This is a genomic window from Sanguibacter sp. 25GB23B1, assembly GCF_040012415.1.
In the GTDB taxonomy this organism is placed as follows: Bacteria; Actinomycetota; Actinomycetes; order Actinomycetales; family Cellulomonadaceae; genus Sanguibacter.
On the sequence record NZ_JBDYKL010000002.1, the window covers coordinates 56,406 to 69,354 of the forward strand.

At 72.4% G+C, this 12,949-nt stretch carries 13 protein-coding genes; 3 read left to right on the top strand and 10 right to left on the bottom strand.

Translation table 11 applies throughout. The features are described 5' to 3' along the window. Nucleotides 1-3 precede the first annotated feature (3 nt). On the top strand, nucleotides 4-636 hold the full coding sequence (locus ABKW26_RS01685) for a PIG-L family deacetylase (protein ID WP_348590676.1): 633 nt from the start codon (nucleotides 4-6) through the stop codon (nucleotides 634-636). 20 nt (nucleotides 637-656) lie between these two features. Then, a complete protein-coding gene (locus ABKW26_RS01690; RefSeq protein ID WP_348590677.1) occupies nucleotides 657-1,529 on the top strand; it encodes a glycosyltransferase family 2 protein in 873 nt (290 codons plus the stop codon). Here ABKW26_RS01690 and ABKW26_RS01695 read toward each other — a convergent pair. The 10 genes from ABKW26_RS01695 to ABKW26_RS01740 form a co-directional block, all read right to left on the bottom strand. Beyond that, nucleotides 1,516-2,826 carry an MFS transporter gene (locus ABKW26_RS01695; RefSeq protein ID WP_348590678.1) on the bottom strand — a complete coding sequence of 437 codons (1,311 nt, stop codon included), beginning with the start codon at nucleotides 2,824-2,826 and terminating at the stop codon, nucleotides 1,516-1,518. The two genes, ABKW26_RS01690 and ABKW26_RS01695, sit on opposite strands and share 14 nt — an antisense overlap. Beyond that, nucleotides 2,823-4,157 (bottom strand): NtaA/DmoA family FMN-dependent monooxygenase, encoded by a 1,335-nt coding sequence (locus tag ABKW26_RS01700; protein WP_348590679.1) that lies wholly within the window; start codon nucleotides 4,155-4,157, stop codon nucleotides 2,823-2,825. The genes ABKW26_RS01695 and ABKW26_RS01700 overlap by 4 nt, the downstream gene beginning before the upstream one ends. Further along, a complete protein-coding gene (locus ABKW26_RS01705) occupies nucleotides 4,154-4,882 on the bottom strand; it encodes an isochorismatase family cysteine hydrolase (protein WP_348590680.1) in 729 nt (242 codons plus the stop codon). Before ABKW26_RS01705 ends, ABKW26_RS01700 begins: the two co-directional genes overlap by 4 nt. Continuing rightward, nucleotides 4,879-5,994 carry an LLM class flavin-dependent oxidoreductase gene (locus ABKW26_RS01710; protein WP_348590681.1) on the bottom strand — a complete coding sequence of 372 codons (1,116 nt, stop codon included), beginning with the start codon at nucleotides 5,992-5,994 and terminating at the stop codon, nucleotides 4,879-4,881. Before ABKW26_RS01710 ends, ABKW26_RS01705 begins: the two co-directional genes overlap by 4 nt. Nucleotides 5,995-6,081: 87 nt before the next feature. Further along, nucleotides 6,082-7,209, bottom strand: coding sequence for an ABC transporter substrate-binding protein (locus ABKW26_RS01715; protein WP_348590682.1), 1,128 nt, complete (start codon nucleotides 7,207-7,209; stop codon nucleotides 6,082-6,084). 80 nt (nucleotides 7,210-7,289) lie between these two features. Then, on the bottom strand, nucleotides 7,290-8,279 hold the full coding sequence (locus ABKW26_RS01720; RefSeq protein ID WP_348590683.1) for an ABC transporter permease: 990 nt from the start codon (nucleotides 8,277-8,279) through the stop codon (nucleotides 7,290-7,292). A gap of 38 nt (nucleotides 8,280-8,317) precedes the next feature. Continuing rightward, nucleotides 8,318-9,223 carry an ABC transporter ATP-binding protein gene (locus ABKW26_RS01725; protein WP_348590684.1) on the bottom strand — a complete coding sequence of 302 codons (906 nt, stop codon included), beginning with the start codon at nucleotides 9,221-9,223 and terminating at the stop codon, nucleotides 8,318-8,320. After that, entirely contained in the window at nucleotides 9,220-9,780 is a 561-nt protein-coding gene (locus ABKW26_RS01730) for a flavin reductase family protein (protein ID WP_348590685.1), read from the bottom strand. Before ABKW26_RS01730 ends, ABKW26_RS01725 begins: the two co-directional genes overlap by 4 nt. Before the next feature lie 191 nt (nucleotides 9,781-9,971). Then, nucleotides 9,972-10,520, bottom strand: a complete 549-nt coding sequence (locus tag ABKW26_RS01735) for an NAD(P)H-dependent oxidoreductase (RefSeq protein ID WP_348590686.1) — start codon at nucleotides 10,518-10,520, stop codon at nucleotides 9,972-9,974. Between the two features lie 193 nt (nucleotides 10,521-10,713). After that, nucleotides 10,714-11,910, bottom strand: coding sequence for a glycosyltransferase family 4 protein (locus tag ABKW26_RS01740; RefSeq protein WP_348590687.1), 1,197 nt, complete (start codon nucleotides 11,908-11,910; stop codon nucleotides 10,714-10,716). A gap of 175 nt (nucleotides 11,911-12,085) precedes the next feature. Here ABKW26_RS01740 and ABKW26_RS01745 point away from each other — a divergent pair, with 175 nt between their 5' ends. After that, on the top strand, nucleotides 12,086-12,949 hold the full coding sequence (locus ABKW26_RS01745; RefSeq protein WP_348590688.1) for a hypothetical protein: 864 nt from the start codon (nucleotides 12,086-12,088) through the stop codon (nucleotides 12,947-12,949).

Genomic DNA, 12,949 nt, shown 5'->3' on the forward strand with positions numbered 1-12,949 from the left:
CGGATGATCGGGCTCGGGCTCCCCGGCGGCGACCTGCGGGTCGTCTGCCTCGCCGCGCACCCCGACGACGTCGAGATCGCGTGCGGCGGGACGCTCCTCGCGCTCGCGGCCCGCGGGGGCGTCACCGCGTCGTGGCTGACCCTCACGGGCTCGCCCGAGCGCACTGCGGAGTCCGTCGCGGCCGCACAGGCCTTCTTCCCCGGCGCGACCACCGAGCATGCGACCTTTCCGGACGGGCGCCTCCCGCAGCACTGGGGCGAGGTCAAGGAGACGCTCGAGGCGTTCGCTCTCGACCACGCCGCCGACGTCGTCCTCGCGCCCCGGACCGACGACGCCCACCAGGACCACCGGCTCCTCGGCGCGCTGGCCAGCACCGTGTGGCGGGACGCCCTCGTGCTCCACTACGAGATCCCCAAGTGGGACGGCGACCTGCGCCCGCAGTCGCACTACGTGCCCGTCGCGGACGCGGACGCCCGGCGCAAGTGGGAGCTCCTCGACGAGCACTACGCCTCCCAGCGCGGCCGTGACTGGTGGGACGCGGAGGTGTTCCTCGGCCTCCTGCGGCTCCGCGGCATGGAGTGCCGCAGCCGCTACGCCGAGGCGTTCACGGTGACGAAGGCGGTGCTCCGGTGGTGACGAGGAAGAGAAGGACGACGATGCCCAGACTGACGTTCGGCATCCCCGTGTACAACGGGGAGAAGTACCTTCCGGCGGCGCTGCGCTCCGTGCAGGAGCAGGACTTCGAGGACATCGAGATCCTCGTGTCCGACAACGGCTCGGACGACGCCACGCAGGAGATCTGCGAGGAGGTGGCGGCCGCAGACCCGCGCGTGCGCTACCTGCGCTACCCGACCAACCGTGGGGGAGCGTGGAACTACCGCAACGTCGTCGACCAGGCGCGGTCGCCGCTGTTCTCCTGGCAGGCGGCCGACGACGTCAAGCTGCCCGGCTTCGCGGCCCGGTGCATCGAGGCGCTCGACGACGCCGGCCTGCGCACGCCCTTCGTCTGCCCGCGGACCCAGCTCATCGGCGCCGACGGCACGGTGTTCGAGGACCTCCAGGACGAGGACCTCGGCCTCGGTGCGCCGACGCCGCACGAGCGCGTCCACAACCTCTACGTCTCGCAGGCCTCGCACGTCATGTACGGCGTCGTGCGGATGAACGCCCTGCGCTCCTCGCGCGGCCTCAAGCCCATGGTGGGGGACGACATGGTGCTGCTCACCGAGCTGCTGTGCCAGGGCCCGATGGCGCTCGTCGACGAGCGGCTCTTCCACCAGCGCCGGCACTCGGAGCAGTTCTCCCAGCAGGGCGAGAACCAGGTGAAGTGGCACGCGCCCGACGGCAACGTGCGCTTCGCGTTCCCGCAGACGCGGCTCAACCTCGAGCTCTACCGGGCCGTCGCCATCGCGCCGATCCCCGTCGCCGAGAAGGCCCGCTCCTGGCAGGCGGTCACCACCCGGTGGGTGGTGCCCCGCTGGCGAGGCGTCGGGTCGGACGTGCGGACGGCGCTGGGCGTCAGCCGCGGGTAGGTGGCGTGAGCACTCGGCGGCCACGGACCAGCACCAGGTACACGACGGCTGAGCCCCCGGCGACGGCGGCGAGCGCGAGGCTCGCGGACCCGGCCCCCCAGTGGTCGAGGGCGAGCCCCAGCGCGAGCGGGCCGACGACCGCGCCGAGGTCGCCCGTCGACCGGAAGATCCCCACGGCCGCCCCCTGTCGACCAGGCGCGGCGACGTCTGCGAGGACGACCCCGGGGACGATTCCGCCGACGGCGGCACCGACCCCAGCGACGACCACGAGGACCGCGAACGCCAGCGGGGACTCTGCGACGGGGTAGAGGCCGACGGCCACCGCGGCGACGAGCATCCCGGGCACGAGCAGGCGCCGTCGCCACCCGGTGTCGAGCAGCCGTGCGAGGAGCGGAAGCAGCCCGAGCGAGACGAGGGTGATGACGCCGATCGACAGGCCGAGCTGCGTCGAGCTCATGCCGACGCGGTCGCCGAGGATCGGCACGAGGGACTGCTCGCCGCCGAAGCGGATGACGAACACCGCGAAGCCCACGACGTTGAGCCCGACGAACGCGGCGAGGTCCGTGGTCACGCGACGCGAGCGGACAGTGGCCTCCGACGAGGGCGTCCGGTGTGCCCCTGCCGCGGGGGCGGGGCTGGCCCAGAACTCCGGGTCCGGTCGCAGCAGAGTCCACAGGAGGCAACCGACGGCGGGGATCGCGGCGCAGAAGAACACCGCGTGGAGCCCCCACCGGTCGAGGACCAGACCGCCGACGACAGGGCCCATGGCGCCTCCGGCGAGCTGGACGGCCTGGGCCGTGGCGAGCACGGTCCCGCGGGCGTCCGCCGGGGCTCGGGCCGTGACGAGCGCGAGGCCGACCGTCACGACCGACCCGCCGAGCACGCCTGCGAGGAACCGCGCGACGAGCAGCACGGGCAGCGTGGGGGCGAAAGCCGTGAGGACGGTGACGACCACGAGCCCGACGAGCGCGCCGAGCAGGAGCCGCCGCGGCCCGAACCTGTCGGCCAGCAGCCCGGCAGGGACGTTCACGAGCAGACGCCCCACGCCGAAGGCCGCGACGATCGCGCCGAGCAGGAACGACGAGGCGGAGAACGTCACGCCGTAGCGGGGGAGCGCCGGGACGATCGCGCCCCAGGTGACCTGGGCGCTCGCGACGAGGCAGCACGTGATGACGATCTGCCGCCGGAGCCGGGGAGGCAGGCGCGGACGAGCGGCCCGCGCCTCCCCGGATCCACCGGCCGTCTCCGGAGCCCCGGCGCCGCCCGTGACCGCTACGGACGCCTGGGCGGCGGTCATGCGCGGAGGTTCTCGCGCAGGGTGGTGCCCGCGTACGAGTCACCCACAAGACCGCGACGGCGCAGCTCGGGCACGAGCAGGTCCGTCACCTCGTAGAGCGACGACGGCATGGACTGCGGGTTGCAGATCATGAACCCACCGTTCGACCCGGTCGCGAGGAACTGCGCCTCGAGCTCGTCGGCGACCTGCTCGGCGGTGCCTGCGATCGTCTGCTCGTGGCCCGTCGCGTACCTCCTGCCTTCCTCGAAGAACTCGGTGCGGCTGACCACCCCGTCGTCTCCGCGTCGCGCGATCAGCCGCTGCACGAACCCGGACTGGGTGGCCTGCGCGGCCACGATCTGCTCGGCGACCTCCGCGAGCGTGAACTTCTCCGGGAGCACGGAGAAGTCGAAGCCCGAGTTGTAGGACAGGTAGGCACCGACGGCGTCGTCGGTGAGCATCGACCCCATCTCCCCCTTGCGGGCGGCAGCCTCCTCGGGAGTGCGCCCGAGGACCACCTGGGTGGCCCAGAGGATCCCGACGTCCTGAGGGCGCCGCCCGGCCGCGTCGAGCGCCGCGTCGAGCGCCGCACGATGCCGGACCTGCGAGGGCAGGTGCCCACCGAGGCCGAAGACGACGTCGGCGAAGGACGCGCTCGCGGCGATGCCGCGCGGCGACGCGCCGGCCTGGACGAGGACCGGGTGACCCTGGGGGCTCGGCACCGAGGGGAGCGGCCCGGCGACGTCGAAGAACTGGCCGTGGTGGTCCACGCGGTGCACCTTGGTGGGGTCGGCGAACTGCCCGGTGCTGCGGTCGCGGACGATCGCGTCGGGCTCGACCGAGTCCCACAGCGCCTTGCAGACCGTGACGAACTCTTCCATGCGCTCGTAGCGCTGGTCGTGGTCGGGCAGTCCGGCGAAGCCGTAGTTGGCAGCGTCGGCGAGGCGCCCCGAGGCGACGACGTTGAAGGCGATCCGCCCCTTGGTCACGTGGTCGAGGGAGTTGAGCAACCGCGCCGTGTAGAACGGGTGCATGTAGGTCGAGGAGTACGTCAGGCCGAAGCCGATGTGCTTGGTCGCCTGCGCCATGGCTGCGATGAAGGGGCTCATGTCCTGGCGGGGCCACTGAACTCCGTAGCGGACCGCGGCGTCCATCGACTGTTCCCACGTGTCGGGGATCCCGGTGCCGTCGCCGAAGAAGAGCATGTCGATGCCGCCGCGCTCGGCAGCGACGGCCAGCTCGGTGAAGAGGCCGACGTCGGGGTAGTCGGCACCCACCCAGGAGCCGGGCGCGGCCCACTTCCCCTCGGTGTGGGCGAAGGAGATGTCGAAGGCGAGCTTCATGGTGCTCATCGGAGCCTCCCGGCGGTGACGGGCTCGGCGACCGGCTCAGCGGCCGCGGCGGCGTGGTGCCAGGCGTCCGCGACGGCCTCGGACGAGGCGACGACCGCGGCGTTGTCGGCGAGCACGGACAGGGCGTGGGCGTGGGTCGCAGGGTCGTAGGCAGCCGTGGCGTCAGCCGTCATGACCACGCGGAAGCCCAGCTGGAAGGCGTCGCGGACGGTCCCGTCGACGCAGCACTCGCTCGTGAGGCCGCACGCCACGACCCACGTGACGCCCGCGGAGCGCAGGTGGGCCTCGAGCGTCGTCCCGAGGAAGCCCGAGTACCGGCGCTTCGCGACGACGGTCTCGTCCGGCCGCGGGCTGACGCGGTACCACTCGGCGCCGGCGGTGCCCTGCACGCAAGGCTCGTCGGGAGCCGGCCAGGTCGACGTGTCGAGCCCGCGCAGCCAGAGCGACGTCAGCCACGGGGCGTCGGGCAGCTGTTCGAGCGCCACCCACACCACCGGCACCCCGGTCTCGCGGGCCTGGGCGACGAGCCACTGCGTGCGGGTCACGGCTGCCTCGACCGCGGCGAGGCCCGCCTCGTCGAGCCACGGGAGGTGGGCCGGGTCGGCGAAGGACCGCTGGACGTCGACGACGAGCAGCGCGGCCTCCGCGAGCGGACCGGGCAGCGGGCGCTCGGTACCGGCGGCGTCGGTGAGCGTCGCGAGGCCTGAGAAGGTCGTCGCGCTCACGAGACACCCTCGAGGACGGACGCGGGGCGCAGGAGCGGCAGCACGGTCTCGCCGAAGACGGGGAGGTCTGCGTGGTAGTCGGGGAAGATCATCATGAGCCCGTCGATCCCGGTCTCCTCGACGAGCTCGGTGATGCGTTCCGCCACCGTCTCGGGCGAGCCGTGCACCACGGCCGTCTGGAAGGCTTCGTCCTCGGGAGCCGCGGCGGTCATGGACATCGCCTTGTCGAGCGGCAGGCCCCAGGACGTCTTCATGTTGACGATCGCCTCGATGTCGGCGCCGCGGCCGTACTCGCGGCGCCGTGCCTCGGCCTCGGCGTCGGTGTCACCGAGCACGACCGTGCACATCGAGTACGTCTTGATCGAGCGACCCTGGGCTGCCGCGGCGGCCTTTACCTGGTCGGAGACGGTGCGCAGCCCCGGCAGGTCGTCGGCCGTGAGGAACGAGCCGTCGCAGTGGCGGGCCTGGAACTCGACACCTGCAGTCGAGCGGCCGGCGCTGATGAGGGTAGGGCGCACCTCGGGGTGCGGGCGGGACTGGCAGTCCTCGAGGTCGAAGAACTCACCGTGGTGGGTGACGGAGTCCTCGCTCCACAGCCGTTCGAGGACGCTCGTCCACTCCTCCGTGTACCGGTAGCGGGCGGCGTGGTCGAAGTTCTCGTCCCACAGGCCCATCTGCGAGAACTCCTGGGCGTAGGCACCCACGACGATGTTCATCCCGGCGCGGCCGCCGCTGATCTGCTGCATGGTCGTGTACATCTTCGCGGCGATGGCCGGGTTGAAGAGGTTCGTGTGGATGGTCGCCCAGATCTTCACGCGGCTCGTGGCCTCGGCGAGGCCGGACATCATCGACACGGACTCGAGGGTGCGGCCCCAGTGGTCGGTGGTGCCGCCGTAGCCGCGCCACTTGCCCATCGACATGATGAAGTCGAGCCCGGCGTCCTCGGCGAGCACGGCTGCGGTCCGGTTGTACTCGTACGTGGCCTGAGGGTGGGGTGCGGTCTCGGACATGATCCAGCCGCCGTTGCCGATGGGCAGGAAGATGCCGAGCTCGGGACCCGAGGTCGGGGCGCTGGCGGGATCGGGCGTGGTGGTGTCAGGCGTGGTGGTCATCGTGGTCCTTCGTGGTGCGTGGTCTGTCGAGACGGGTCGTGGTGCCGGGCACCCGCGCTGCAGGCGGGTGCCCGGCGTGCGCTGAGATCAGGGAGCGGGCCAGACGAGCTCCGTACCGTCGTAGACGGCCTCGAGGAAGCTCGGGTCGAAGACGTCGCTCACGGTCGGCAGGGTGTCGAGCTCGCCGGAGGCGACGAGCGCCTCGCCCTCGGCCGTGGTGAGCGCCTCGTCGTGGAAGCCGACCGGGCTGCCCTCGGGTGTCGAGTCCGCGACGAGGCCGGACTCGGTCTCCCAGATCTTGAGGTTGTGCTCGGAGTCGTAGCCCGACTCGGCGACGTCGGCGGCGAAGCCGACGCACTCCTCGCCGTTCTCGACGCAGTAGTCGAGAGCCTTGACGGTCGCGCGGAGGTAGTCCTCGACCGCTGTGGGGTGCTCTGCCGCGAAGGCGGGGTTGGCGACGATCGTGCCGAAGGACCCGGAGATGCCGTAGTCCTCGGGGTTCCACTCGGTGATGTCCTCGCCCATCGCGGCGAGGAGGAGGGGCTCGTTCGACTTGTAGCCGGTGAGCGACTGCACCTGACCGCGCGGCAGGACGGTCGGGTCGTAGCCGACCTCGACCAGCTCGATCGCGGCGAGGTCGACACCCTCCTCGACGAGCATGGCGCGCAGCGGTGCGGGGAGCGAGCCTTTGTGGCCGAGGGTGGTGCCTTCGAGCTGGGTGAGGTCGGTGATCTCGGTGCTGGTCATGAGGGTCGCGATCGGGACGTGGCCCCAGGTGGCGATGCCGGTGACGTCGATGCCGCCTGCGACGGCCTTGAGGGCCTCGGCGTCGTTCCCGAGCGAGGTGACCTGCGCCGTGCCGGCGGCGACGAGCTGTGCGTTCGCCGCCGTGTCACCTGTCCCGGGCTGGATCTCGACGTCGAGGCACAGGGCGTCGAAGTAGCCGAGGGAGTCGGCCGCGAGCGCCTCGAGGATGCCGGCTGACGACTGGTACTGGTAGCCGGTGATGTACGTGATCGTGCCGGCGGCCTCGTTCTCGGCGCAGCGCTCGGTGGAGATGGCGCTGCCCTCGGCGGCGGCGTCGGGTGCGTCGGCGCCGTCTGCGCCGCTCGCGTCGCTCGAGCACGCGGCGAGGGACAGCAGCAGGGCTGCCCCGACGGTGACGACGAGGGCGGGCGGTGCGGTGCGGAGCTGGCGGCGGTAGCGGGGGGTCATGGTGGTGCCTTTCGGGAGGGGCCGATGAGACAGGGGCGGGGTGGAAGACAGGGAGCACGGTGGGGACGACAGTCGACGGGTCAGGTCGTGGCGCCCTGCTGGGAGTCGTGCCAGAAGAGGACGCGCTTCTCGATCACGGTGATGACGAGGAGCATCGCGACACCCATCACGGCGAGCCAGGCGATCGCGGCGTACAGCTGGGCGAGCTGGGAGTTCGCGGCGGAGGTCTTGATCATGGTGCCGAGCCCGGAGGAGGATCCCGGGGCGACGAACTCGGCGACGACGGCCCCGACGATCGAGAGAGGGAGCACGACGCGCAGGGCCGCGAGCGTGTAGGGCAGGGCGCTCGGCATCCGCAACCGCAGGAGCACCTCGAGGCGTGAGGCGTGCAGGGTGGAGAACACGTGCAGCACCGGGACGGGTACCGATCGCAGCCCGGTCGTGACGTTGATGAGCACCGGGAAGAAGGTGATGATCGCGGTGACGATGACCTTCGGTGTCATGCCGAAGCCGAACGCGACCACGAGTGCCGGAGCCAGCGCGACCACCGGGGTCACGTTGAGCACGATCGCGAGCGGCAGGATCGCGCGGCGCAGGACGCCGATCTCGCTCATGACGACGGCGAGCAGGAACGCGGACCCGAAGCCGATGCCGAGACCGGCGATCGCGATCTGCAGCGTCGCCCACGCGTTGGACGCGAAGAGCGCCGAGTCCTCGACGAGCAGCTCGCCGACAGCCGCGAGCGGCGGCAGCAGGTACTTGTTCTCGGACGCGATCCACGACCAGGCGAGAGCGACGACGACGACCGAGGCCGTCGTCGGCAGCCAGAACGAGGGCCGCAGAGCGCGGGGGACACGCCGCCTGCCGCCGCGGGCGGGCGTCGCTCCTGCGGCACGAGGCCGTGCCGGGACGACGGGCACGCCCCCGCCCGGTGTCGTGTCGGTGACCGCCGCGACGGCGAGGCCGTGGGCTGCGCTCGCCGTGTAGACGTGCGGGGCCTCGCCAGAGGCTCCGGCGGGGACGGTTCCCGCGGTGCCGGGCGATGCGGCGTGGGCGGCATGAACAGGCACGGGTGGCCTCCTGGTCGGGTTCGTCGTCATGGGGACGGTCACTTCGCCACGAGGTCGGCCGGGGCGGCCCCGGCCTCCCACGCGCTCTGGAGGCTCGCGCGGACGCGGTCCTCGATCGTGTGCAGACGAGGGCTGAGCAGCACGTCCGCGCCGCGAGGCCGAGGAAGGTCGACGTCGATGACCTCGTGCACCTGACCGGGTCGGGCGGACATGACGACGACCTGGTCGGAGAGCGTCACGGCCTCGCGGACGGAGTGCGTGACGAAGAGGACCGTCGTGCGCATCTGCTGCCACAGGGTGAGCAGCTGGAGCTGCAGGGCTTCACGCGTGAACTCGTCGAGCGCCGAGAAGGGCTCGTCCATGAGGAGGATCTCCGGCCGGAGCCCGAAGGCCCGGGCGATCGCGACCCGCTGCTGCATGCCGCCCGACAGCGCACCGGGGTGCTTGTCCGCGGCATCGGTGAGGTTGACCATGTCGAGCAGCGAGTCGACGTCCGCGAAGGCGTCGGGCGTCGACCGGGCGGGGTGCTTGCGTTCACGCTCGGCGCGGCGCCTGTCGGCGCGACGGTTGACCTTGTGCGGCAGCTCGACGTTCTGGCGGACCGTGAGCCACGGCAGCAGCGCGGGCGCCTGGGGGACGAGGCCGACGGACTTGGCCGTGCACGCCTCCTCGGGAGTCGCACCGAAGATCGTGATCGACCCGTCGTCGACGCCCTCGAGCCCGGCGACGGCCCGCAGCAGCGTCGACTTGCCGCAGCCGCTCGGGCCGATGAGGCTCACGAAGGTCCCGCGCGGCACCACGAGGCCGACGTCCTGGAGCGCCGCGACCCTCGTCCCCGGGTAGGTCTTGTGCAGGCAGCGGACGACGATGTGGTCCGGGTCGGAGACGACGTGCGGAGCGAGCGGCGCAGCGGCTCCCGTGGGTCCGACGGCCACGGCGCTCACGACGCCACCTGGGCCAGCTCACGGAACATCCGGCCCTGGTACGTCAGCGGCTCCCGCCCGCCGAGGTGGACGTGCTCGACCTCGAGGAGGATCACGGTGTGGTCGCCCGCGCTGTACCGGTCGTGCACACGGCCCTCGAGGGCCACGGTCGCACCGTCCAGCACCGGGGCGCCCGTGGGACCGGCGGGGAAGTCGGCCGCCGCGAACTTGTCGGCGCCCCGCGTCGCGAAGACCTTCGACAGGTGCGCCTGGTCGGCGGCGAGGATGTTGATCGACGCGGTCTCGGCCGCGAGGAACGCGTCGTGGCACTCGGCCGTGTGCGCCAGGCACACGAGCACGAGGGCCGGGCTCATGGACACCGAGGTGACCGAGTTGGCGGTGAAGCCGTACCGGGCCCCGTCCACCTCTGCGGTCACGACGCTCACCGAGGTGACCATCTGCGCGAGGCCCTCACGGAAGGCGGCAGGGTTCGCGGCGATGTCGGTGACGGGGGACGGCGGGGCGGTGCTGGCGGGCGTGGTGTCGGTTGCGGTGCGGGCGACGAGAGAAGCGGTCATGCGCGGGGCTCCTTGGCGTGAGAGGTGCTGCGGGGACGACGAGGGGAGCGCCGTCGCGGGGTCGACCGGTCGCGCCGCAGGTGCGGCAGCGAGGTCGAGACGGCGACGGTGCTCTGGTGCGTGGGTCTCTGGTGTGGTGGCGCGGACGGCGAAGCCGTCGTCAGGACGTGCGGTGCGAGAAGGCGCAGTCCTCAGGCGGCGACGCGTGCGCCGGCGAGCGCCGACCGCACGAGCCACGCGTGCTGCGCGCACCACGTGGCTATGGGGTCCTTGACCGAGGGGTCCTCGGTCACGGCCGCACCGACGTGCACGAGCGTCTGCTCCTGCAGGTACACCGCGGGAGCCGGGCACGTGGCCCCGAGCTCGAGGAGCAACGGGCGCAGGTACGCCTCGGCGGAGACCGCGTGGCCCGGGGACGCCCCGACCATGACGGGGACCGCGACGACGCCGGCGAGGGCGCCCGGCGGGAACCGGTCGAGGAAGGCCTTGAGCAGCCCGGTGTAGCTGCCCTTGTAGACCGGGCTGGCGACGAGCAGCAGGCGTGCCTGGCTGATCGCGGCGACCGCGTCGGAGGCGGTGGTCGAGCCGGGGTCGAGGACCGCTGGACCGAGGTCCGCGAGGTCGACGACCGACTGGTCGAGGTCACCTGCGAGGGCGGCGAGGAAGGTGGTGGCGGCGCTCGCGGTGCGCGAGCCCTCTCGTGGGTTCCCTACGAGTGCATACGCTGAAGACAGGCCCATGGGCCCTCCTTGTCGGTACCTCGTCCCGGAGGACGAGGAGCGTCGGAGAGCGGGCGGAAGCGTGATGGTCGACGGCCCGCGGGGATCGTTGACAGGAGCAACGCTAGGGGCCGTGTGTTTCTGGATCTGACGCGGTGTGTTACGAGTGTGAGTCGATCCGGGCAGCTCACGCCGGAGACGAGCGGGGTGGCGCTCAGACGCCCACGAGCTCGGCGAGGTGCCGGTCGAGCACCCGGGCTCGGCGTCCCCAGGTGAGCTGCGCGGAGTGGGCCAGGGAGGCGCGTCCGAGGCGGGCGCGCAGCGGGGCGTCGTCGAGGAGCGGCTCGATCGCGTCGGCGAGCGCCCGCGGGTCCTGGGGGCGCACGAGCGCGCCGACGCCGGTGAGTATCTCGGGGATCCCGCCGATGTCCGTACCGATGACCGGGAGGCCGGTCGCCATGCCTTCGAGGGCGGTGAGGGGGCAGGGGTCGGGCCACTGGGACGGGACGACGACGATGTCGGAGTCCCGCATGAGCTCGCCGAGCGCGCGACGTGGCAATGACGGGACGAACCGGATGGTCGAGGCGCACCCGTCGGCGAGCCGGCGCAGCGACTGCTCGTAGGGAGTCAGGGGTGCGTAGGGGTCGAAGCCGGCGGATCCGACGACGCACACCTCGATGTCCTTGCGGTCGAGGAGGCGGATGGCGTGGAGGAGCACGTCCGCGCCCTTGTCGCGGATGGCGCGGCCGGCCATCGTGATGCGGAGCCGGTCGCGGTCCGGCTCGTGGCCGGGCGGTGGCGGGTAGAAGAGTGCAGTGTCGGCCGCGTTGTGGACGACGCGCACGCGCTCACGCATCGAGGCGGGCAGGTGGGGGCGGATCTGGTCGGCGAGCGACTCGCTCACGGCGACCACGAGCGCGACGGACCCGAGCGCGGCCCCGGCCTCGCGTGGTGTGTACGACCGCAGGAGGTGGTTGTGCGCGTAGAGCACCGGGGCGTGGTGGTCGGCGTCGACGAGGGCGACGGCGGGCGGCAGGTTGTGCGCGACGACGACGGCGCTCTCCCACGAGGACTGGTCCGCGAGCGCGGGCCGGACGGGTCGTTGAGCGCCGGCGCGGGGGCGGCCCAGGAGCCCGCGTGCGGCGTCGACGTACCGGTCGCGCGGGCGGCGCTCGACGAGCTCGTACTCGATGATGTCGGCGCTCGGGTACCTGTCGGGGTACGTGCCGCGGGAGACGAGGACGGCGGGACGGGGGCTGCCCGGGTCGGCGTTGCTGCACAGTCCGTGGACGACGCTGGGGATGGCGCTGCCCGTGCGCGGGGAGTAGTGGTCTCCCGGTGTGATGAGGTGCACGTGCCGGCGTCCGCTGCGCCGGGGCGCGTCCTGGGCGAGCGGTTCGGTCGAGGTCATGTCGTGGGGCCCGTCTTCGTCGGCGGTCGTCGTTCCATCCGTGCCGTGCGCTCCTCACCGTAGCCAGGAGGGGCCGCCTCGCGACAGGGGGTGAGGGATGCTGGCCGGGGTGATTCGTCCAGATCACCCCGGTCGTCCATGGTCACCTGCTGTGTCGCGGTTCGATACTGGGGCGGTGAGGATCAACGCGTACGTGCTCGCTGGCGACCCCGCGTGGACTGCGGAGAGCGTCGAGTCGTACTACCCGTTCGTCGACCGCCTCGTGGTGAGCTACGACGAGGAGAACCTGTCGTGGAGCGGGCACGAGCTCGAGGTGCCCGAGGCGTTGCGGCGGCTCGAGGCGTGCGACCCGGGAGGCAAGATCGTCCCGCTCCCGGGGCGCTGGTCGGCGCCGGACCGGTTCGCGCTCGACAGGGAGACCGAGCAGCGCCAGTGCGCGCTCGATGCGGCGAGCGAGGGTGCGGACTGGGTCGTCCAGCTGGACACCGACGAGGTGCTCGGCTCGCCCGAGCGCTTTCTCATGAGCCTCAAGCGTGCTGACGCGGAGGGCTTCGACGCGCTGCACTACCCGTCGCGGTGGTGGTACCAGCGGGCGGGGGCGGGCTCGGACCGGGTGCTGGAGCGCCGTCGGCGGTTCGGTGGCGTCCGCGCCGAGTATCCCGGCGCGATCGCCGTCCGGGCGGGGACACGCCTGTCGCACTGCCGCCAGGCCGACGTGCCGCACCTCCGTGTCGACTTCGCGGCGACGAGCACCGACCCGGCGCACCCGGCGGACGCGGTGGTCCACGACGTCGTGACGCCCGACGAGGGGATCATCCACCTCAGCTGGGTGCGGACGGCAGAGCAGATGGAGCGCAAGCGGCTCGTGTCCGGCCACGCCGGTCGGGTCGACCTGGGGGAGGAGATCCGGCGGTGGCGGGCTGCCTACCGTCATCCGCGGCTCACGGCCGCGCTCGGGTTCGTCCACCGCCACCCGGACCGGTGGCTGCGCGTCGTGAGCAACCCGCTGGACCTGCGCTCGGGCGACCGGTTGCCCTGA